The 21074-nt window shown below is 63.4% G+C and carries 24 protein-coding genes; 11 read left to right on the top strand and 13 right to left on the bottom strand.

The genetic code is table 11. The annotated features are described in order from the left end of the window. Positions 1-31: 31 nt before the first annotated feature. Together NCR39_RS21725 and NCR39_RS21720 are read right to left on the bottom strand one after the other, a co-directional pair. Positions 32-382 (bottom strand): hypothetical protein, encoded by a 351-nt coding sequence (locus tag NCR39_RS21725; protein ID WP_250454134.1) that lies wholly within the window; start codon positions 380-382, stop codon positions 32-34. A gap of 50 nt (positions 383-432) precedes the next feature. Next, positions 433-660: a hypothetical protein gene (locus NCR39_RS21720; RefSeq protein ID WP_250454133.1), complete on the bottom strand. Its 228-nt coding sequence runs from the start codon at positions 658-660 to the stop codon at positions 433-435. 125 nt (positions 661-785) lie between these two features. On the opposite strand from NCR39_RS21720, the gene NCR39_RS21715 reads away from it, so the two are divergent. Both NCR39_RS21715 and NCR39_RS21710 read left to right on the top strand, forming a co-directional pair. Continuing rightward, positions 786-1349, top strand: a complete 564-nt coding sequence (locus NCR39_RS21715; protein WP_250454132.1) for a DUF3005 domain-containing protein — start codon at positions 786-788, stop codon at positions 1347-1349. A 29-nt stretch (positions 1350-1378) separates the two neighbouring features. Continuing rightward, complete coding sequence (locus tag NCR39_RS21710) at positions 1379-1603, top strand: DUF3460 family protein (RefSeq protein WP_250454131.1); 225 nt, start codon at positions 1379-1381, stop codon at positions 1601-1603. A 9-nt stretch (positions 1604-1612) separates the two neighbouring features. Here NCR39_RS21710 and gcvA read toward each other — a convergent pair whose 3' ends face one another. Next, positions 1613-2521: a transcriptional regulator GcvA gene (gene gcvA, locus NCR39_RS21705; RefSeq protein ID WP_250454130.1), complete on the bottom strand. Its 909-nt coding sequence runs from the start codon at positions 2519-2521 to the stop codon at positions 1613-1615. 99 nt (positions 2522-2620) lie between these two features. Here gcvA and NCR39_RS21700 point away from each other — a divergent pair, with 99 nt between their 5' ends. Beyond that, positions 2621-3463 carry an EamA family transporter gene (locus tag NCR39_RS21700; RefSeq protein WP_250454129.1) on the top strand — a complete coding sequence of 281 codons (843 nt, stop codon included), beginning with the start codon at positions 2621-2623 and terminating at the stop codon, positions 3461-3463. A 9-nt stretch (positions 3464-3472) separates the two neighbouring features. Beyond that, complete coding sequence (locus NCR39_RS21695) at positions 3473-4195, top strand: sulfite exporter TauE/SafE family protein (RefSeq protein ID WP_250454128.1); 723 nt, start codon at positions 3473-3475, stop codon at positions 4193-4195. 55 nt (positions 4196-4250) lie between these two features. Here the strand turns inward: NCR39_RS21695 and NCR39_RS21690 are convergent, their stop codons facing one another. The 5 genes from NCR39_RS21690 to NCR39_RS21670 all read right to left on the bottom strand — a co-directional run bounded on the left by NCR39_RS21690 (position 4251) and on the right by NCR39_RS21670 (position 10597). Next, complete coding sequence (locus NCR39_RS21690) at positions 4251-5975, bottom strand: tannase/feruloyl esterase family alpha/beta hydrolase (protein ID WP_250454127.1); 1725 nt, start codon at positions 5973-5975, stop codon at positions 4251-4253. Positions 5976-6176: 201 nt separating this feature from the next. Beyond that, positions 6177-7118 (bottom strand): ABC transporter substrate-binding protein, encoded by a 942-nt coding sequence (locus tag NCR39_RS21685; RefSeq protein ID WP_250454126.1) that lies wholly within the window; start codon positions 7116-7118, stop codon positions 6177-6179. Between the two features lie 101 nt (positions 7119-7219). After that, positions 7220-8254: an ABC transporter permease gene (locus tag NCR39_RS21680; RefSeq protein WP_250454125.1), complete on the bottom strand. Its 1035-nt coding sequence runs from the start codon at positions 8252-8254 to the stop codon at positions 7220-7222. 16 nt (positions 8255-8270) lie between these two features. Continuing rightward, positions 8271-9782: a sugar ABC transporter ATP-binding protein gene (locus tag NCR39_RS21675; protein WP_250454124.1), complete on the bottom strand. Its 1512-nt coding sequence runs from the start codon at positions 9780-9782 to the stop codon at positions 8271-8273. 56 nt (positions 9783-9838) lie between these two features. Further along, on the bottom strand, positions 9839-10597 hold the full coding sequence (locus NCR39_RS21670; RefSeq protein ID WP_250454123.1) for a GntR family transcriptional regulator: 759 nt from the start codon (positions 10595-10597) through the stop codon (positions 9839-9841). Positions 10598-10751: 154 nt separating this feature from the next. Here NCR39_RS21670 and NCR39_RS21665 point away from each other — a divergent pair, with 154 nt between their 5' ends. After that, positions 10752-12050 (top strand): L-fuconate dehydratase, encoded by a 1299-nt coding sequence (locus tag NCR39_RS21665; RefSeq protein WP_250454122.1) that lies wholly within the window; start codon positions 10752-10754, stop codon positions 12048-12050. Between the two features lie 45 nt (positions 12051-12095). Here NCR39_RS21665 and NCR39_RS21660 read toward each other — a convergent pair whose 3' ends face one another. Together NCR39_RS21660 and NCR39_RS21655 are read right to left on the bottom strand one after the other, a co-directional pair. Next, on the bottom strand, positions 12096-12842 hold the full coding sequence (locus tag NCR39_RS21660) for a glucose 1-dehydrogenase (RefSeq protein ID WP_250454121.1): 747 nt from the start codon (positions 12840-12842) through the stop codon (positions 12096-12098). Between the two features lie 158 nt (positions 12843-13000). Then, on the bottom strand, positions 13001-13999 hold the full coding sequence (locus tag NCR39_RS21655; RefSeq protein WP_250454120.1) for a LysR family transcriptional regulator: 999 nt from the start codon (positions 13997-13999) through the stop codon (positions 13001-13003). Positions 14000-14114: 115 nt separating this feature from the next. On the opposite strand from NCR39_RS21655, the gene NCR39_RS21650 reads away from it, so the two are divergent. Next, complete coding sequence (locus tag NCR39_RS21650) at positions 14115-15512, top strand: MFS transporter (RefSeq protein WP_250454119.1); 1398 nt, start codon at positions 14115-14117, stop codon at positions 15510-15512. A gap of 83 nt (positions 15513-15595) precedes the next feature. Beyond that, on the top strand, positions 15596-16837 hold the full coding sequence (locus NCR39_RS21645) for a metal-dependent hydrolase family protein (RefSeq protein ID WP_250454379.1): 1242 nt from the start codon (positions 15596-15598) through the stop codon (positions 16835-16837). 19 nt (positions 16838-16856) lie between these two features. Here the strand turns inward: NCR39_RS21645 and NCR39_RS21640 are convergent, their stop codons facing one another. The 3 genes from NCR39_RS21640 to NCR39_RS21630 all read right to left on the bottom strand — a co-directional run bounded on the left by NCR39_RS21640 (position 16857) and on the right by NCR39_RS21630 (position 19103). Then, the gene (locus NCR39_RS21640; protein ID WP_250454118.1) at positions 16857-17378 is read right to left on the bottom strand and encodes a c-type cytochrome; all 522 of its coding nucleotides are present in this window, start codon (positions 17376-17378) and stop codon (positions 16857-16859) included. Beyond that, entirely contained in the window at positions 17371-18639 is a 1269-nt protein-coding gene (soxC, locus tag NCR39_RS21635; RefSeq protein WP_250454117.1) for a sulfite dehydrogenase, read from the bottom strand. The genes NCR39_RS21640 and soxC overlap by 8 nt, the downstream gene beginning before the upstream one ends. Before the next feature lie 272 nt (positions 18640-18911). Further along, positions 18912-19103 carry a hypothetical protein gene (locus tag NCR39_RS21630; protein WP_250454116.1) on the bottom strand — a complete coding sequence of 64 codons (192 nt, stop codon included), beginning with the start codon at positions 19101-19103 and terminating at the stop codon, positions 18912-18914. Between the two features lie 176 nt (positions 19104-19279). Here NCR39_RS21630 and NCR39_RS21625 point away from each other — a divergent pair, with 176 nt between their 5' ends. The 4 genes from NCR39_RS21625 (at position 19280) to NCR39_RS21610 (ending at position 21031) form a co-directional block, all read left to right on the top strand. After that, positions 19280-20059, top strand: a complete 780-nt coding sequence (locus NCR39_RS21625) for an OBAP family protein (RefSeq protein ID WP_250454115.1) — start codon at positions 19280-19282, stop codon at positions 20057-20059. Positions 20060-20074: 15 nt separating this feature from the next. Beyond that, positions 20075-20302, top strand: a complete 228-nt coding sequence (locus NCR39_RS21620) for a hypothetical protein (protein WP_250454114.1) — start codon at positions 20075-20077, stop codon at positions 20300-20302. Between the two features lie 33 nt (positions 20303-20335). Continuing rightward, entirely contained in the window at positions 20336-20518 is a 183-nt protein-coding gene (locus tag NCR39_RS21615) for a DUF2795 domain-containing protein (RefSeq protein ID WP_250454113.1), read from the top strand. A 63-nt stretch (positions 20519-20581) separates the two neighbouring features. Then, the gene (locus NCR39_RS21610) at positions 20582-21031 is read left to right on the top strand and encodes a DUF3597 domain-containing protein (RefSeq protein WP_250454112.1); all 450 of its coding nucleotides are present in this window, start codon (positions 20582-20584) and stop codon (positions 21029-21031) included. The last annotated feature ends 43 nt before the right edge of the window (positions 21032-21074 follow it).

Here is a 21074-nt window from a genome sequence, read left to right as displayed (position 1 = left end):
GCGCGCAAGGCTCGGCGTCGCGTTGAAACGCTTACAAGCCTTGCGCCCCGCGCGCGTTGTTCTTGCTGACCGGCGAAGGCTTGCCGGGTTTCGCGCCCGGCATGCCGGTGCCGCCCGTGTCGCGGCTCATGCCGCTGCCCTGGCCGCCGTTCGTCACGGCGCCGCCGGTTTGCGCGTTCGGCGACCCGTGAATGCGCGGCCCTTGTGTGGATGACGCCGCCGCTGCGTTGCCGCTCGATGGCAGGCCCGCGCCCTGTCCGCCCGATCCGCCGCCGGGGCAGCCTCCGCCGCCGCAGCCCAGACCGCCGCCCGCCGCGTGGACCGTGCTCGCGAGCGCAAGCAGCGCGCTCGACATGATGAGCTTGATGGTGTTCGCTTTCATTCGTCTCGTCGACTCGATCGATGTTGCACGCCGATGTTGCACGCGATTGTTCAAAGCGACAGCGCTTCGTGCTCGTCTATCCACGCAATCGCGCCCTCTTTCGCGAAGGCAATCGCCTCGTTCTCGTCGACGAACGACAGATGAAACTCCATGTCGTGCGACTCCACTTCGTCGCCGTCATTCACGGTCGGCAGGTAAATGCGCGCATCGCCGACGATGCTTTCGTTCTCGATGCTCGCCGACGTATGAATGGTGCATGACCGATATCTCGATTCCATGACGTGCCTCCGCGCTGAATTGTTCGAAAGATGCGCGACACCGCAGCATAAGCCGTGCCGGTGCGCCGGGCACGCCGAATGCACGACCGTAGCGATCGAAGCCATCATGAACGAGCGAGGACACAATGCAGAACGCTGAAGGCAACCCGTCGCAGACGCAGCAAAACGAAATGGCGGCGAAGAGTCCGGTCAAGACGCCCGCGAGCGGCACCGCCGGTCCGGACGCGCAAACGCAAGCCGCGGAGTTCGGCAACACGAAGAACGCGGGATCGGCTGAACCGGGCGCGGCGGAGCACAACAAGCCGTTGCCGTCGTTCGACGACAAAGCCGCCGAGCGCGACGCCGGCGACCCCGTTCAGCGCGCGAACAGCCGCATCCGATCGGTGGATTCGGACGGCATGGAATCCACGGACGATACGGTCGATACCGACGCGAAGTCGATCGAAGCGCGCCGCGATCTGTCGGGATGGCACGACAACGTCATCACGTCGAACGCGACCTTGTCCAATTACGTGCCGACGCCCGCGCTGGGACTCGGCGGCATCGAGAGCCGTCCGACGGGCAACCTGCCGTCGATCTTGCCGAAGAAGGGTTATCGCGTGGTCATGGGCGAAACGGAATACGACGAGCAGGTCAACGGTTCGAAGGCATCGCATGTATTCACGCTCGAACGCGTGGACGAAGCGTGACGAGCACGGTTTGCTGAAGGAGAAACACGGTGGGCATCTTTGGACGAGGCGCGGCGAGCGGCCTCTATGTGTCGGAGTTCGAGCAGTTCCTCAACCGGTTGAAGAACGATCATCCCGAGATGGACCGCAACCAGATGATCGGCCGCGCGCTGCTGTGGGACAAGCTGCCGCGACTGCCGGATTCCGGCGACGTAGCGGGCAAGGAAGGCGCGCTGCGCCAGCCGTCGTACGTGTATTACAGCGATAACGATTGAAGTCCGCGGTCACGCCGATGCATCGCGTTGTGCAAGATCGCCTTGCCCTTGCAGCCATGCGCAGAACGACTTCACGAGTTCATCGGCAGGTTTCGCGTCCGGAATGTACGTACAATACACGCGCGACGGCAGACGCGGCCCTTCGAACGGCATCACGAGACGGCCGGCGGCGAGATCGTCGGCGACGAGCGCGGTCGGTCCCATTGCAATGCCTATCCCGTCGATCGCGCCCTGCAGCGTCAAATAGAAGTGATCGAACGTGACGACCGCTGCGGGCCGCAATCCGGGCACATTCGCCTTCGTGAGCCAGTCGGGCCACAGTCGCGGCAGGCTCGACGTATGAAGCATGGTATGCCGATGCAAGTCGGCGGGCGTGCGTAGCGGCACGCGCTGCAACAGCGCGGGGCTGCATACGGGCAGACGCTCCTCCGAAAGGAAGGGCTGCATCGAATAACCATAGAACGTATCGGGACCGCCGCGAATGATGACGTCGTAGCCTTCCTTCAGCGCTTCGAGCGGCTCGTTGGACGTATCCACGTTCACGTCGATATCCGCATGCGCCGCGCGAAACTCCGCGAGTCTCGGCACGAGCCAGCGCAACGCGAATGTCGCGGGCGCATTCACGGACAACGTTCGCGGCACGGCCCTGGATAGGCCGTATCGCGCGGTGGCCTGGGCGAGCTGCTCGAACAACGGACCGATATCCGATAGATAAGCCTCCGCTGCCGCCGTCAACACGACGCGCCGATTGCGCCGCTCGAACAGCGATGCGCCGAGCCATGCTTCCAGAAGCCGCACCTGCTGGCTCACGGCGCCTTGCGTGACATGCAGTTCGGCGGCGGCGCTCTTGAAGCTGCCGAGCCGTCCGGCAGCTTCGAACGCGCGCAACGCATTCAGCGAAGGCAGGTCTCTTTTCATTCGCAAGAGCAAATCTAACGTGACGAGCCAATTTATCTGGTTTGTGGGGCCGGGACAAGATAGTTATTCTTCTCCATATTCTCTCGAACCGGATTCCGCATGCTCAGTTACACCGGCGGCTTCGTGCTCCTCGCCGCCCTGCTTCACGCAAGCTGGAACGCGATGCTGCACGGCAATCGCGACCGCTTTCTCTCGATGACATGGATGAGCATCGCGATGGCGGCGGTATCGTCGGTGGCGGTGATCGCATTGCCCTTGCCCGCCGATGCCGCGTGGCCCTGCATCGTCGCTTCGGGGCTCGTGCATATCGTCTATAACGTGAGCCTCGTGCGCTCGTATAAACGCGGCGATCTCGCGCAGGCGTATCCCATCGCGCGCGGCTCGTCGCCGATGCTCGTCACGCTGGGCGCGGCGGTCTTCGCGCACGAGGCGATCGGTCCGCTGCATGCGTTCGGCATCGTGCTGATCTCCGGCGGCATCATGGCGCTCGCGTTGCAGGGCCGGCATGTATCGCGTTCGAGCGCGCTCGCCGCGTTCGTCACCGGCGTGACCATCGCGGTCTACACGGTCATCGACGGCATCGGCGTGCGCGCATCGAACGGACAGGCGCTCGCGTACACCGCGTGGATGTTCATGTTCTACTGGCTCATGCCGCTGCTATTCGTTACGATGCGCGGACTTCCCGCACTCTGGACGCCCATGCGCGACGCGCCGATGGCCATCGGTTCGTCAGTCGTCGGCGGGCTTGTTTCGATCGCGGCGTACGGCATCGTGATATGGGCGATGCAGTCGGGCGCGATGGGTGCTGTATCGGCGCTGCGCGAAACGAGCGTCGTGTTCGCGGCGCTGATCGGCAGAGTGTTCCTGCGCGAAACGGTCAGCGCGAAACGCTGGCTCGCGTGCGTGGTCGTCGCGGCGGGCGCGGTGTGTCTCGGCATGTGAGGGCTTTGCATGGGGTATGTGATCGTACTGGTCGTCGGGCTCTTGGCCGGCGTGTTGAGCGGTATCATCGGCACGGGTTCGTCGATGATGCTCATGCCCGTGCTCGTCATCATGTACGGGCCGCAGCGCGCCGTGCCGATCATGGCGATCGCGTCGATCCTCGGCAATCTCGGCAAAGTGCTTTCGTGGTGGCGCGAAATCGACTGGAAAGCGTGCATCGCGTATAGCGTGACCGCCATGCCCGCCGCGATGCTCGGCGTTCGCACGCTGCTCGCGCTGCCTTCGCGCACCGTCGATCTCGCGCTCGGCGTGTTCTTCGTCGCGATGGTCCCCACGCGGCGATGGCTCGCACGCAGGTCCATCCGCTTCTCGCTCGTTCAGCTTTCGATGATCGGCGCGGTAGTGGGCTTTCTGACGGGCATCGTCGTCTCGACGGGGCCGATCACCGTGCCCGTGTTCATGAACTATGGCCTCGTGAAAGGCGCGTTTCTCGCGACCGAAGCAGCCGGTTCGCTCGCCGTGTACGGCGCCAAGGTGCTGACGTTCCGCGGGTCGGGCGCGCTGCCGCTGAGCATCGTCGCGCAAGGGTTGATCACGGGCGTCTCGATCATGGCGGGGACGTTCTGTGCGCGCGGCATCGTCGCGAGAATGTCGGCGGATGCGTTCAGGCTCGTCGTCGATGCGTTGATGCTGTCGTCGGGATTGACGCTGCTGTGGGCCGCGAGCCGATGAACCGGACGATACCGCGGCTTCATGCAGAAACCGCGGCATCGTACCGTCATTCAGCTCACTGCGACGCGCACGTGAAGCTCGACGCGACGTTCACGTTGCCCGAGCCGTTATAGCGCGGGAACGTCGGATACTCGCAGAGCGGCCGCGTGCGGCCCGGCACGCCCGCCGTATCCGCGACGGTCTGCGCGGGCGGCGTCACGCCTCGTTCGACCCAGTTTTCGAGCGTCGTCAGCGAATCCCACGAAGCGTTGAAGATGGTGCTGACCGAGTGCCCATAGCCGGGAATCTCGTAGTAACGCACGAAGTTCGCGACCGTCGATGCGCCCATCGTCTGCTGCAGACGCACGTAATACTGCTCCGTGGACTGCGTGCTGACGAGTGCATCGGACATGCCGTGCGCCATCAGTATCTTGCCGCCCTTCTGGTTGAACGCGGACAGGTCCGTCTTGTTCATGTCCTGTTCGGCAGTCAGCGCACTGATGCGCGCCTGATACGCGCCCGGATTCTGAGGATCGACGTTGAGCGAATTGACGTTCGGATTGCGCGCGACGAAGTATCGAATCCACTGGTCCCAGAAGGTGCTGAAGTAAGGCGCGGTCGTGGGCATGGGATTGGCCGGCGGCAACAGGTTCAGCGACAGCGTGATGACGCTCGCCTGCAACGCCGACGCATTCACGACACCGAGATCCGCGCCCCACACGTTGAAGCCCGGATATTGCGTCTCGCCGCTCGCGAGCGGATACGCGAACGTGATCGGCGTCGCGTAGACCTTCAGCGCGGTGATCTGCGCATCCGAGAGACACGTGAGGCCGGTATCGCCGCCGCCCGGGCAACGCAGCGGCGCGCCGTTGAGCATGGCCGTCGCGGGATCGAAGGTCGCGTTGCATGCGGGGATGTTGCTGATGAGGCCGTCGGCGACGCCGTCGAGCGCATCGCACGTGGCGGTGGCGGAATCGAGCAGGGCCTTGCGCTTCGCCTGGCTCAGGTACGCGCCGGGCTGCGCGAGCGCCCGCGTGATGCGGCCGAATTGCAGATCGAGCGTCGCGGCATTCCACGCCGGATACAGCGCGATGATGCCGTCCCAGTCCTGCGGCCAGCGCTGCGCGACGGCAAGCGCCTCGCGTCCGCCCGACGATCCGCCCGCGAAGTACGCGCGCTGCGGCTTGCTCACCGCATAACGCTTCGACAGCAGATAGAGAGCCGTGTCGCGCGTCTTCTTGAGCGCGTCGCTGGAGAAGTTCGCGACGGCTTCGTCGTTCACGCCGAACGAGCCGTCGCGGCTGCCGAGCGTACCGGCCTGGTGGCCCGAATCGCTGCCGAACACGGCGTAACCGCGTGCGAGCGGCGCGGGCTGCGCGGTCGGTCCGGCGGGCACGTTACCGGTCACGACGGGCACGGTGCCGTCGTATCCGCCGCCGCCGAGCATCACCATCTTGCTGTTCCACTGCGTCGGCATCGCGATCCGGAAGGTGATCTTCGGCGCGGCCTGATCGACCGGAGCGATGGTGCCATCGACCTGGCAATATTCGGGCGTCGCGCTGACGCCCGTTCCCGATGCCGCCACGGTCGTCGCGGCGGTGTCGGTCGCGCCCGTCGTCTGCAAGCCGATCGCGCTCGCCGGCACGTTCATGCCCGCGAGTTGCGCGCAAGTCATCGGCGTGGACGTGGACGATGACGAATCGTCGTCATGTCCGCCGCATGCCGCGAGCGCGAGCGCGGCGAGCGGTGCGGTAACGATTACCCCGTGATGAACCAAAGAGCGGCCGTTTCTGACTGGCATGTCCCTCTCCTCCTGGTTGTTTGCTTCGCTATATCGACGGTTTCAACGCGACGCCGTGCTTTCACTTGCAAGCTCGAAGCAAGGCGTGACGCATCGTCGTCGCAGGCGCGGGAGAACGTCAATCGGGATATGCACTTCATCGCGCAAGAAGGAAGGCCATTGGCGCTTTCCTCCTTGCGCGAACCACGCGGCCGCGTGCGATCAGTCGTAAAGCACTGCCGCGATCTTCGGGTCGTTCATGTTGCTCTTGTCGTACCAGTAGAAGCCGGTATCGACCTTCTTCGGCAGCTTCTCGCCCTTGAGCGCCTTCACCGCCGAATCCACCACGCATTTGCCGATGCCGATAGGATTCTGCGTGATCGCGCCCGCCATGAGCCCCGAGCTGATGTCCGCCTTTTGTTCCTTGCCGGAGTCATAGCCGATCAGGACGAGCTTCTTGCCCGACTCCTTCACGCCGATGGCCGCGCCCTCGGCGGAGCCTTCGTTCGCGCCGAAGATGCCCTTGATGTTCGGATTGCCCTGGATCATCGCCTTCGCGATCTCGGCGGATTTCAGGTGATCGCCGCCGCCGTACTGCACCGATACGATCTTGATGTTCGGATGCTTCGCCTTCATCTCGTTCAGGAAGCCGTCGCGACGATCGATGCCCGTGCGGCTCGTCTGGTCGTGAACGATCACGCCCACTTCGCCCGAGTTGCCGATGGCGTCGGCCATCTTGTCGGCGGCGAGCGCGGCGGCGGCGAGATTGTCGGTGGCGCACGTCGTGAGCGGAATGTCGCCGTCCACGCCCGAGTCGAACGCGATGATCGGAATCTTGTTGTTCTGCGCGCGCTTGAGCAGCGGAATGGCGGCCTTGCTGTCGAGCGCGGCGATGCCGATGGCTTGCGGCTTCTTCGCGAGCGCGGCGGAAAGCATGTCGATCTGCTTGTCGACCATGGCTTCGGTTTCAGGCCCTTCGAAGCTGATCTTGACCTTCTGTTCCTTCGCGGCCTGTTCCGCGCCGGACTTCACGGCCTGCCAGAACTGATGCTGGAAGCCCTTGGAAATGAGTGGAATGTAGGCTTCGTCCGCGTAGGCAGTGCTCGTCGCGGTGGCGATCGCGCTCAAACCAATCAGGACACCGATGATTCTTCTTTTGAACATAATGGATCTCCTCCAGAGGTAGGCTATCGGTTTCGACTCGTTGCACGAGTCTCGTTGTGCTCCTGTCTGATGCTTCTCTTCAGCGCTTTTTCAACGCTTCTTCAACGCTTCCTGCGCCGCAGAATATCCGCGTACACCGCGAGAATGATGATGAGGCCCGTCACGACGATCTGCCATTCCTGCGCAACCGACATGATGCGCAGGCCGTTGGTCAGCACGCTCATGATGAATGCGCCGATGATGGTGCCGAGGATCGTTCCCGCGCCGCCGCTCAGCGACGTTCCGCCGATGACCACCGCCGCGATTGCATCGAGTTCATAGCCTTGTCCGAGCGCGGGCTGCGCGGAGTTGAGGCGCGACGCGATGAGAAGACCCGCGATGCCGCAGATCGCGCCGCCGAGACCATAGATCGCGATCTTCCAGCGGTCCACGTTCACGCCCGAGAGCCGCACCGCTTCTTCGTTGCTGCCGAGCGCGAACGTGTAGCGACCGAGCGCGGTGCGATTGAGCGTGATGGAACTCACAATGGCGATGACGAACAGAATGAGCACGGCGTTCGGAATCGGCACGCTCGGCAAGAAGTAGCCGATCAGCGAGTCCTGCGAAATCATGTAGAAGTTCTCGGTGTCGGTGAAGTAGATCGGCTTGTTCGCGGAGACGACGAGCGACAGTCCCTTCAGCAGCATCATCATGCCGAGCGTCGCGATGAACGGCGGTATCTTCATCTTCGCCGTCAGCGTGCCGGAAATGGTGCCGCACAGCGCGCCCGTGCCGATGGCCGCGACGATGCCGAGCCACATCGGCAAATGCCAGTAAGTGAGGAACACGCCGCAGATCACGGCGGTGAAGGTCATGAGCGTGCCCACCGACAAGTCGATGCCGCCCGTGATGATGACGAACGTGGACGCAATGGCGAGCACGCCGTTGACCGCCGTCGCCTGCAGAATGCCGAGGATGTTGTCCATCTGCATGAACGCGGGCGAAGCGAAGCTGAAGAACACGAGCAGCAAGATAAGGCTCGCGAAAGCAAGCAGCTTCTGTAGCGCGGTCGGCGTGAAGACGCGGGCGCGCAGGCCGCTCGCGCGTCGCTGGCCGGCGAGCGCGGCGCTATCGGAAGGCTGGGATGGCTGGTTCATGGTCGTTCCTCGCGGCTCATGCCGCTTGCATGGTGGGACGCCGCGTCGCGAGCTGCATGATGCGCTCTTGCGTCGCTTCGCTCGCGGAAAGCTCGCCGGTAATGCGCCCTTCGCACATCACGACAATGCGGTCGCTCATGCGCAAAATCTCCGGCAGTTCGGATGAAATCATCACGATGGCCTTGCCCTGCCCGGCGAGCGCGCGCAATAGCCGATAGATCTCGCTCTTCGCGCCGACATCGATGCCGCGTGTGGGTTCATCGAAGAAGAGCACGTCGCAATCGCGTTCCAGCCACTTCGCGATGACGATCTTCTGTTGATTGCCGCCCGAAAGCAGGCGCACGGGCTGCGTGGGCGACGGCGTGCGTATCGCGAGCAGGCCGATGAAATGCGATGCGGACTTGCGGATGCGCATGCGCCGCAGGAACATGCCCGCCCACAGGAACTTGCCGAGATTCGACATGACGATGTTCGATTCCACATCCATGCCTGTGGCGAGGCCGAAGCGCTTGCGGTCTTCCGACAAATAGCCGATGCCGCGCGCCACCGCATCGCTCGGCTGTTTGATATGCGCCTTCGCGCCCTTCACGATGATCTCGCCGGACTCGATCGGATCCGCGCCGAACACCGCGCGCGCGACTTCTGTGCGGCCCGCGCCCATGAGGCCCGCGAAGCCGAGAATCTCGCCTTTGCGCAGCGTGAAGCTCACATCGCGCACGAGCGGCCCCGCGTTGAGATGCCTCACGTCGAGCGCGACATCGCCCTGTTCCGAGCCGCCCAGAAACGATGTCAGGTCCGTGAGCGTACGGCCCACCATCATGCCGATGATCGTGTCCACGCTCGTCTCGCGCGTGCTCACGGTCGCGACATATTCGCCGTCGCGCAGCACGGTCACGCGGTCCGATATTTGTTCCAGCTCGTCCATCTTGTGCGAGATATAGACGATGCCCACGCCCCGGTCGCGCAACTGGCGAATGATGCGAAACAGTTCGGCGATCTCGGCGTCGTTGAGCGCAGAAGTTGGCTCGTCCATGATGAGCACGCGCGAATCGAAGGACAAGGCCTTCGCGATCTCCACCATCTGCTGGCTCGCGACGGTAAGCGTGCCGACGATCGTGCGCGGATCGAGATTCACGTGCATGCGCGAAAGGATGTCGCGCGCGGCTTCGTTGAGCTTGTCTTCGTCGAGCAGGAGGCCCATGAGCTTGCGCGGCTCGCGTCCGATGAAGATGTTCTGCGCGACGGTCAGATGATTCATCAGATGCAGTTCCTGATGAATGATGCCGATGCCGAGCGCCTGCGCCTCGCGCGGGCTCGTGAATTCGACCGGCTGGCCGTCCACGAACATGTCGCCCGAATCGCGGCTATAGACGCCGGCAAGTATCTTCATCAGCGTGGATTTGCCCGCGCCGTTCTCGCCCATCAGCGCATGGACTTCGCCCGGCATGAGGTCGAACTTCACTTCATGCAGCGCGCGCACGCCCGGGAAACGCTTGCTGAGCTTGTCGACGGAAATGAGCGGAGTCATGGAGTCCCGTGTCATGTGGTTCGATCATGCTTGCCGATACCGCTGAACATCCACTGCTACTGCTCGAAGAGATCCGGTCTCTTTCCGGCCGAACGATGCAACTCCGCCACCACTTGATCGAGATGATCGTGCATGGCTTTGGCGGCGGCATCGGCTTCGCCTTTTCGTATCGCTTCGAAGATGTGTTCGTGCTCCGCGAGCGTATGCACGAGGCGCTCCGGACTGGCGAGAAGCTGCCGCGCACGATCCAGCGCGTTGCGCGATACCGCGACGATCTCCTTCACGCGCGGCAACGCAATGGCGTCGAGCAAAATCTCGTGAAACGCGAGGTCCAGTGCATGAAACGCGAGACGCTCGCCGTTCGCGACCGCCGCGCGCTGCTGCTCCAGATTGCCGGCCAATGCGTCGAGCGTGGCGGGCGCGAGCGTGAGCGCCACGCCGCGCACCGTTTCGACTTCCAGCGCGCTGCGAATGAAAAGATGCTGATGAATGTCCCGCAAAGCGATGGGCTTCACGCGCGTGCCGCGCTGCGGCAAGACTTCGACGAGACCCGCGTGCTCCAGTCTCGCAAGCGCAGCCGTGACAGGAAAACGCGATACGCCCATGCGCTCGCAGACTGCAATCTTGTCGATCATCATTCCCGGTTCGAGCGCCAGCGTGACGATGGCTTCGCGCAATGCCTCCTCGACCGCATCGGTCAGGCTGCCCCGCTGCGCGCTGCCGATCTTGTGCAACGCATCATACGGAGTACTGATGGTGGTCGTATCGGACGAAGTGCTCACGGCAGGCTTGATTTCCGATGAAGATGCTAGCATGCTAGAAAGCAGATTCGATGTTGTCAACGCGTGCAAATGCCTAGCCAATAGTTGAGACGCGCGGCGACATCGAAACTCACTGGTGTTCATTGGGTGTTCATTGGTATTTACCCGCAGACCGAAGTCGATCGCCATCGCCCCGGAGACCTTTCTGATGACCACGATCACCAACCTGTCCGTTCGGGACATTCGCTTTCCCACCTCGCGTTCGCTCGATGGCTCGGACGCCATGAACGCCGCGCCGGATTACTCGGCCACCTACGTCACACTCGAAACGGATTCATCGGCCGGACTCACCGGCCACGGCCTCACGTTCACCATCGGACGCGGCAACGAGATATGCGTCGCTGCGGTGCAGGCGCTCACGCCGCTCATCGTCGGCAAGACGCTCGAAGACATCACCGCGAACATGGGCGCGTTCTGGCGTGCGTTCACGTCGGACAGTCAGTTGCGCTGGATCGGCCCGGACAAGGGCGCCATTCATCTCGCGACGGCGGCGGTCGTCAATGCGGTCTGGGACTTGTGGGCGAAGGCGCAAGGCAAGCCGGTGTGGAAGCTGCTCGTCGACATGACGCCCGAGGAACTCGTGCGTTGCCTGGACTTCCGCTACGTGACGGACGCCATCACGCCGTATGAAGCCATCGCCATTCTGAATCGCCATGCGAAGACGCGCGGCGATCGCGAGAAGGAGATGCTCGAGCGCGGTTATCCGGCCTACACGACATCGGCGGGCTGGCTCGGTTACGACGACGAGAAGATTCGCCGCCTCGCGCGCGAAGGCGTGGCGCAGGGCTGGACGCATTTCAAGCAGAAGGTCGGCGGCAATCTGGAAGAAGACGTGCGGCGCGCGCGCATTCTGCGCGAAGAGATCGGCGCGGACTCGAAACTGATGATGGATGCCAATCAGGTATGGGACGTCGATGAGGCCGTGGCCAACATGCGGCGTCTCGCGGAATTCGATCCATGGTGGATCGAAGAGCCCACGAGCCCCGACGACATACTCGGCCACGCCGCCATCCGGCAGCGGCTGGGTTCCATCGGCGTGGCGACAGGCGAGCATTGCCAGAACCGCGTGATGTTCAAGCAACTGCTGCAAGCTGAGGCCATCGACTTCTGTCAGATCGACAGTTGCCGTCTCGGCGGCCTGAACGAAGTGCTCGTGGTGCTGCTCATGGCCGCGAAGTTCGGCGTGCCGGTGTGTCCGCACGCGGGCGGCGTCGGATTATGCGAGTACGTGCAGCATATTTCGCTCTTCGATTACATCTGCGTGTCGGGGTCGCTCGACAATCGCGTGCTCGAATACGTCGATCACTTGCACGAGCATTTCATCGATCCCGTCGTTATCCGCAACGGGCGATACATGCCGCCGCAGCAGCCGGGCTACAGCATCGAAATGAAAGCGGCCTCGCTCGACAGGCATGTGTTTCCTGACGGCGAGGCCTGGCGCACCTGAACGCATGCCCGGCCCTTCGCGGGTCGGCCAAGTTTCGATTGCCGATCAGCGAAGGCCGCCGCTTGCAATAAGGCTTTCGCCGGTCAGCCAGCGCGCATCGTCCGATGCGAGGAACACCGCGACCGCTGCGATGTCGTCCGGTTGACCGAGGCGGCCGAGCGGCGTTTGCGCGACGATGCCCGTTTGCATTTCCGACCCGATGATGCCTGCGGTGTTCGTGCCTTCGGTCACGACCATGCCCGGATTGATGGAGTTCACGCGGATTTGCTTCGGTCCGAGTTCGCGTGCGAGCGCCCCGGTGATGGCATCGACCGCGCCCTTCGTGCCGCTATAGACAGCGGATGCCGCCGGCGTGATGCGGCTCACGACCGAACTCACGTTGATGATGCTCGCGCCTTCGCCGAGATGCTTCGCGGCGGCTTGCGTCACGAGCAGCACGCCGAGCACGTTCACATTGAACTGCTTATGGAAGTGCTCTTCAGTGATCTCTTCGATGGTGCCGAACTCGTAGATGCCTGAGTTGTTCACGACGATATCGAGCCGTCCATACGTTTCCACCGCCGTGTTCACGATGCCTTGCGCATCCGCCGCTTTCGATACGTCGCCGCCTACTGCAACCGCCTTGCCGTTGGCTGCGGTGATATCGGCAACGACGGCATCCGCGCCGGCCCGGCTGCTCGAATAGTTCACGACGACCGAAGCGCCTTCCGCTGCGAGCGCCTTGGCAATGGCAGCGCCGATACCCTTCGACGCACCCGTGACGACAGCGACCTTACCCGCGAGCTTGCTCATGATGATTTCCTTAGAGGGATGGTTTGCGGCGGTTCATCCATCGAACCGAACTGCTAAGCGCAAATGTAGACAGGTCGTCGAGCGCGATAAAGCGGCTCGAAACGAATTGACTGGCGGGAAATCACGAACAATCGTTTTGCATTAATCGACTCGCGAACTCATGAAGCACTGACTGAACGCGACGACATGCGCCCCACGCGCTTTACTTTCGTGCGTGCGCCGTCATTGCCGCTCGCGACGAGTCCCGGCGACGCGAACATCTCCACGAGTTGCTCACGCAACCACATGTGTGCCGGCGATGTTTCATTGCGCTGATGCCAGAAGAGGCTGATCACGCGATCAGGCGCTTCGAGCGGCGCGCGCACGCTCACGAGTTCGCCCTTCGGCGCGATGCGCTTGCATAGATCGCTCGGCAATACGCCGATGAGATCGCTCGCGCGGATCATGTCGCATGCGACCGTGTAGTGATTCACCGTCGCGACGAGATTGCGCTTCAGTCCACGCGATGCGAGGAAGCTGTCGAACGACGGCTGCGTCTGCCCTGCGAGGCTCACATCGACATGACGTGCATTGAGAAAGCGCCGCGTGGTCAGCTTGCCCGTTGCGGCGAGCGGATGATCGCGGCGCATCACGCAGCCGTACTCGACAGGCCACAACGAAAGCGAACGGATATGCGACGGCGGCAGCGTTTCGTTCACGTACACGCCGATCAGATAGTCCACGCGATTGCCTTCGAGCAGCGCGGGTGCATCGAGCAAAATGTTCGGCACGGTCTGGAAGCGCACGCCGGGCGCGGTCTTGCTGAAGCGCGTAATGAGGCGCGGCATCACGATGCCCGCGACATAGTCGGACATCGACAGGCTGAAGTTGACTTCGGCGAGCGCCGGCAAAAAGGTCTGTTCGTCCAGCGCGCCACGGATGCGACTGAGCGATTCGCCGATGGGACCCCACAGCGCCATGGCGCGTTGCGTCGGCGTGACGCCCGCGCCGTGACGAACGAAGAGCGGATCGCCGAAGGCCTCGCGCAAGCGGCTCAACGCGTTGCTGACAGCGGGTTGCGTGAGCGACAACTTCGTCGCGGCACGCGTGACCGCGCCTTCGGTCATCAACGCTTCGAACACCTTCAGCAGGTTGAGATCGAGAGTTCGAAAGCTCATGGAAAGCCATTCACCGTATCAATGTGCAAGATCACGATTATAAATATGGTTGAGGTCGGACGGACCCTAGAATGGCGAGCTAAGTCATGTGCCCCGCTCTGCTCTGGAGAATCCTGTGTCGAACGTATCCGCGCGCATCGAACGTCTTCCATTTGGACGCTTTCACTGGCGGCTCTTGATGATGGGCGGCTTAGGCTATGCCTTCGACGCAATGGACGCCGCCGCGGTCGCGTTCGTGTTGCCCGTGCTGCGGCACGACTGGGCGCTGACGAGCGTGCAGACCGGCGTGCTCGGCAGCGGCAATTTCATCGGCTACTTCTTCGGCGCGCTCTTCGCGGGCACGCTCGGCGATCTCATCGGCCGGCGCAAGGTGATGATGTATGCGCTGCTGCTTTACAGCATCGCTTCCGTCGTCAGCGCGATGACCGATTCATGGCCCACGTTCCTCGCCTCGCGCATCGTCGCGGGCATGGGAACGGGCGCGGAGAGCGCGATCATCGCGCCGTATCTCGCGGAGTTCGTGGCGAAGCGCTATCGCGGCGTGTTCACGGGCGCGCTCGCGGGCTTCTTCTCGTTCGGCTTCGTGGCGGCGGCGCTGCTCGGCTACTTCATCGTGCCCGCGTTTCCCGAAGGCTGGCGCACGGTGCTCTTCATTACCGCAGCGCCGGTCGTGATGCTGTTGTGGTGGCGGCGTTCGCTGCCCGAATCGCCGCGCTGGCTCGAAAGCCGCAAGCGTCGCGATGAAGCCGAACGCGTGCTCGTCGATATCGAAGCGGACTTCGCGCGTCGCGGCATCGAATTGCCGCGCGCCGAAACAGCGACGCCGAGCGGCGAACCATCGGCTGAGACGGGCACGCTGATCGCCAATTTCCGCGCGCTGTGGGCGGGCCGCCAGGCGCGCATCACGGTGATGACATGGCTCATGTGGCTCTCCATCACCTTCAGCTACTACGCGTTCTTCACGTGGATTCCGGGCCTGCTCGTGCAGCACGGCATGAGCATCACGCGCAGCTTCGGCTATTCGCTCGCGATGTACGTCGCGCAAGTGCCCGGCTACTTCAGCGCGGCATGGTTCAACGAACGCATCGGCCGGCAGGCGACGATCGCGTCGTACATGCTGTGCGGCTGCGCCTGCGCGCTCGGCATGGCGTTCGCGAACACGAACGGCCAGATCATGATCGCGGGCATTCTCCTGTCGTTCTTCATGAACGGCACGTACGCGGGCGTCTATGCGTACACCGCCGAAGTCTTTCCGACCGCCGTGCGCACGACGGGCGCGGGAACGGCATCGGCAATCGGGCGCATCGGTGCGATCGTCTCGCCGATTCTCGTCGGCTATCTGTATCCGGTGTTCGGCTTCGCCGGCGTGTTCGGCGTGACGACCGTCGTCCTGCTGCTCGGCGCGATCGCCGTCGTCGTGATGGGTATTCCCACGCGCGGGCGCTCGCTCGAAGACATCGCGGCGGGCGAAGCATCGGCCATGACGTCGGTTACCGAAGCATCCGCGCGATGACGCGATAAGCCACACATCACGACGCAAAGCCATAACGCCGCTGCGCACGCTCGGGCAGCGGCTTTTTCATGGAGAAGATGACAGTGCAAAGCATCCTGTTCAGCAATGCTGCCGTGCTCGATCCCGCACGGGGCGAACTGCGCGAAGCGCATCACGTGCTCGTCGAAAACGGGCTCGTCAAGGAAGTGTCCGACAAGCCGCTGCAAAGCGCGGCATCGCGGGTGATCGACCTGAAGGGCAAGACGCTGATGCCCGGCCTCATCGATCTGCATGTTCACGTGGTCGCCGTGCAGCTCAATCTCTCGCAGCAAGTGCACATGCCGAACGTGCTCGTGACGCTGCGTTCCGTGCCTATCATGAGCGCGATGCTGCGGCGCGGCTTCACCACCGTGCGCGATGCGGGCGGCGCGGGACATCCGCACAAGGTCGCGGTGGAAAGCGGGCTCGCTGTCGGGCCGCGTCTTTTCGTGGCGGGACGCGCGCTCAGTCAGACCGGCGGACACGGCGACATGCGCGCGCGCTCCGACTACATGGGCAACAGCGCGCCGTGCGGATGCTGCGTGCGCGTAGGCGCGCTTGCACGCGTGGCCGATGGCGTCGATGAAGTGCGCCGCGCCGCGCGCGAAGAACTGCAGATGGGCGCGGATCATCTGAAGATCATGGCGTCGGGCGGCGTGGCGTCACCGACCGATCCCGTCGGCGCATACGGCTATGCGGAAGATGAAGTGCGTGCGATCGTCGAGGAAGCGCGCGCACGCCATACGTATGTGATGGCGCACGCCTACACCGCCGATGCAATCTCGCGCGTCGTGCGCTGGGGCGTACGCACGATCGAGCACGGCAATCTGATCGATGCGCCCGCCGCCAAGCTGATGGCCGAGCACGGCGCATACGTCGTGCCGACGCTCGTCACGTATGAAGCGCTGGCGTCCGAAGGCGCGCAATACGGCCTCGGCGAAGAAAGCGTCGCGAAGATCGAGGACGTGCGCGAGGCGGGCTTGCGCTCGCTCGAAATCTATCGCGATGCAGGCGTGAAGATGGGCTTCGGCTCCGACCTGCTCGGGCCTTCGCAGCGTCTGCAAAGCGACGAATTCCGCATCCGTTCGGAAGTGCTCGGCAACAAGGCGGCGCTGCTCGCCGCGACCACGACCGCCGCCGAAGTGCTCGGCTTGCCCGAGAAGCTCGGCTGCATCGCGCCGGGCGCATGGGCCGACATGATCGTCGTCGACGGCAACCCGCTCGCCGATATCTCCTGCATGCTCGGTCAGGGCGAGCGCATTCCGCTCGTGATGAAAGGCGGCGATATTCAGTTCAACGAACTGTGATTTCAAACCCGGCCGCGAGCTACAGCTTTCCCGGCCGCGGATCGCCGACGAAGCCATCGCGATTCGGCATCTTCACGCGCGGCAACGACTTCGCGTCGAGCCGCGCGTCTTCCGGAACGATCTTGTTCAGATAGAGCACATACGCGCTCACCGCATAGACGTCGTCCGCCGAAAGCGATTGCGGCGCGTTATACGGCATCGCGCGGCGAATGTAGTCGTAGAGCGTCGTCGCGTAAGGCCAGTAACTTCCCACGGTCTTCTTCGGCTTCTCGCTCGACAACGTGCCGATGCCGCCGACGAGCGGATCGCCGACGCCGCCCTCGCCGTTCGCGCCGTGACACATCGCGCATTTCGCGCCGAAGATCTGCTTGCCGTGCGCGACGTCGCCGGAACCTGCGGGCAGATTGTGGCCCGCTGCATCGACGTCGATGTTCCATGACGCAATCGCGTTGCGATCGATGGCATGTCCGATGCCGTAGTCGGTCGCGCACGCCAGCGCGGGTATCATGCACGCAACTGCAATCGATAAGGCCTTAAGCATTGCGCACCTCGCCGCTTTCATCGACGCGCCAGTTCTGGATGCCGTTGTAGTGATACTCCGAGTCGACCCCGCGCGCCGCGACGAGCGCTTCGCGCGTGGGCTGCACGTAGCCGGTTTCATCCGTCGCGCGGCTTTGCAGGTTCGCCGGGCCGCCGTCCCATTGCCAGTCCGCTTCGAAGCGCGTGAGCGCGCGGTCTTGAACCGCGCTCGTGAGACGCGCGGCGCGCCAGGTCTTGCCGCCATCGGTCGATACGTCCACGCTGCGGATGCGCCCGCGTCCCGACCATGCGTAACCGCTGATCGCATAGTAGCCGCGCTCCTTCAGCCGATGCCCCGCCGAAGGACGCGCGATGACCGACTTCGCATCCATCTCGAAGACGAACTGACGCGCGCGGCCATCGGGGAGAAGATCCGTGTACTTAGATGTTTCCTCGCGCGTCATTTCCGGTTCGCGCACGAGCTTCAGACGCCGCAGCCATTTGATGTTCGTGTTGCCTTCGAAGCCCGGCACGATGAGCCGCACCGGATAGCCGTTCTCCGCGCGCAGGCGTTCGCCGTTCTGCGCATAGACCACGAGCGCGCGCTCCATGATGCGATCGAGCGGCAGGCTGCGCGTCATGGCCGCGCCGTCCGCGCCTTCGGCCAGCAGCCATTGAGCGGAAGGATCGACGCCGACTTCATCGAGCAAGGTTGAAAGCCGCACGCCGGTCCATTCGCAGCATGAAAGCAGGCCGTGCGTGAGTTGCAAAGGCAGCCCGCTCGGCCCTTTCCACTCCATTCGGGTATTGCCGGAACATTCGAGGAAGTACACGTGCGACTCGGAAGGCAAACGCACGAGATCGTCCATGCTGAAGATGCGCGGCTCGCGCACGAGTCCGTGTATCACGAGCCGATGCTGGTCCGGATCGATCTTCGGCACGCCCGCATGATGCCGCTCGTACACGAGGCCGTTCGGCGTGAGCGCGCCGAAGAGATCGGCGAGCGGCGTCATCGAGGAGCCGGAGCCGGGCATCGCGGGCGGGCGCGCGGTGCGTCGAATGACTTCGCCTTCGAACGATGCAGGCACGCCATAAGCCGGCGACAGCAGCGGCGCGCCGGGTTCGCGTGTCCATGTGGGCACGGCGAGCGGCGCGATGGCATCGGCACGAAAGGCGGCGCCCGAAGCAACGGCACCGACCGCGCCGGCCGCGAGCTTGCGCATGGCATCGCGCCGGCCTTCGGACAAGGACGGACGCCGCGTCTTTCTCGTTGTTTCTTGCATCGTATGGATTCCGTAATAATTTCGCCAGCGACTCGCATGGACGGTCGCGGTCTTCATGGCATGACAACGCGGCGCACCATTCTATTCAAGGAGCACTCGTCCGCTAACCAAGGACGATTCATATCGTTATGAAGGAAGACGCAGCGCGCGCCTAATCAGGACAAGAACAGGGTGCTCAAAGCGGCTCTGCGGATTGGCGAGCACGAGTCCATCGTTCGTTTCGATCAGCACGCAACGACACGTGAGTTCGCCGCGTTGCAGCAGGCGCGGCGTCAGGACTTGTCGCCGCCTTGCGGCTTCACTTCGGACAGATCGTCCTTCCTCACTTCGGCTTCACGCACGGTCGTGCCTTCGTCGTCCGTTTCGGAAACATCGGTCGTGAACGTTTCGTCGCCGCCTGCTTGCGACGCTTCGTCGGCGTTCTGCGATTGATCCGGCTTGCCGTTCTGCGATGGCGTGCTCATGGCTCACTCCTGCGATGAATATCGATGGACGGAATACGGCGAATGCGGCGCGTGTCCGCGTGCTCACGCAAGCAATCGCAGTGCCCCGAAACGCTTAATTCTTAATCGGTGGAGTAGGCGAGCCGGAACGAAGATTGCTGCCCGACGTTAAGAGCTTCGAAAGCCAGGAGGCATCGATGAACGACCGTCACATGCAGGACCCGTTGATGCCGCTCGCGGCAGGCGTGGTCGCCGGTCTCGCGGCAGCGGCGGGCTTGTTGATCGGCCGTCGCGTGAACGCGCTCGCGCAAACGGGCAAGGGTCATTCGGCGAAGCATCGTCTGCTCGATCTGGCATCCGGCATGATGCAGCCGAAGTATCCGCTCGACGCCATGAGCACGTGGCTCAACGGCTTTCACATGTACGCGGACGACATGGGCCGCCAGGTCGAAGCGCATCACTTCTGCATTCATCTGCGGCACGACCTGCATCAATGCGTGATCTTCGATTCGAACCGGCCGGACGCGCGGCTCATCGGCATCGAATACATCATCTCGGAAGAGCGCTACCGGCAGTTGCCCGAAGAAGAGCGGCGGCTCTGGCATAGCCATCATTACGAGGTGAAGTCGGGCATTCTCGTGGCGCCCGGCATTCCCGAGATGGCCGAGCGCGCGTATTTCAACGATCTCGTCTCCACGTACGGCAAGACGTTTCATACATGGCAGATCGATCGCGACGATTTCCCGTACGGCGCGCCGCAATTGATGATGGGCTTCACGCAAGACGGTCAGCTCGACGAGTCCATGCTCGCCGAACGCGATGCGCGTCTTGGCGTCTCGTGGGAAGAACGCAGGCGCAAACGCTATGACATCCCCGTGCCGGACATCGCACCCGGCGCGAATGCGTGGGAAAGCGGCACGTCAGTGCAGACGACGCTCGAAGAGGTTCCGTTCAAGGACCGGCGCGACGCGTCGTGATCAACGAAACGCACCATGGAGGAAGGACAAATGCGCACGAACCACATCACCCGAATGGCAGTGCTCGCCGCAGTCGTCGCCGCGATGTCGCTCACGGCAGGCTGCAAGCGCGGCTCGGACACCACAGGCAGCACCGCGCCGGCAAGCGATACGGCCGCATCCGCGCCGATGGCGTCCGCGCCCGCCGCATCGCCTGCGCCCGCCACCGCCGCCAGCGACGCACCTTCCGGCGCGAGCCAGTAAGCGCACGGCGCGGCTGCTTCGTCACACAACAGCATGTTCATCGACATGCAGAAGGCGCCCAAGGGAATCGACTGTCCGGCGGGCAAGCAAACGCTGCTCGACACCGCGCGCAGCAACGGCGCGAGCGAGGAAATCACGAATGCGCTCGATGCGCTGCCCGATCGGCAATATGAAAGTCCCGCCGCCGTATCGAAGGCGGTCGGGCAGGAAGAGTAGAAAGCTTTCGTTCAACGGCAACCCGCGCACACGTTGCGCCGCTCTAACCAAAGGGGGAACACAATGAGCATTTTTTCGACCATCCTGAACAAGATTTTCCCGCATGACCATCCGGCCGCGACGGCATCGGGGGCGGCGACGCCGCCGGCTGCGTCGAACGCGGGTGGCGCGCCCGCTGCGGCGCAGGCGAATCCTGGAGCTGCACCGGCCACGGCGGGCACCGAGCCCGCGCGTCCTGCGGTCACGCCGATGCCCGAAGTCGATGTCGAAGCGGTCCTCTCGCAGATGCAGCAGCAGAACGGCGCGAATCTGAACTGGCGCACGTCGATCGTCGATCTGATGAAGCTGCTCGATCTCGACAGCAGCCTGCAGGCGCGCAAGGAACTCGCATCCGAACTGCATTACACCGGCAATACGGACGATTCCGCTTCGATGAACATCTGGCTGCACAAGGAGGTCATGAAGAAGCTCGCGGAGAACGGCGGCAAGGTGCCGGACGATCTCAAGAACTGAAGCATCGATGCACTGAATGACCGAGGCATCAATCAGCGCCATG

The sequence above is a fragment of the Caballeronia sp. ATUFL_M2_KS44 genome, assembly GCF_023630965.1.
Taxonomy (GTDB): domain Bacteria; phylum Pseudomonadota; class Gammaproteobacteria; order Burkholderiales; family Burkholderiaceae; genus Caballeronia; species Caballeronia concitans.
Note: the sequence above shows the minus strand (reverse complement) of the source record. Positions and strands in the feature narration are given on the sequence as shown.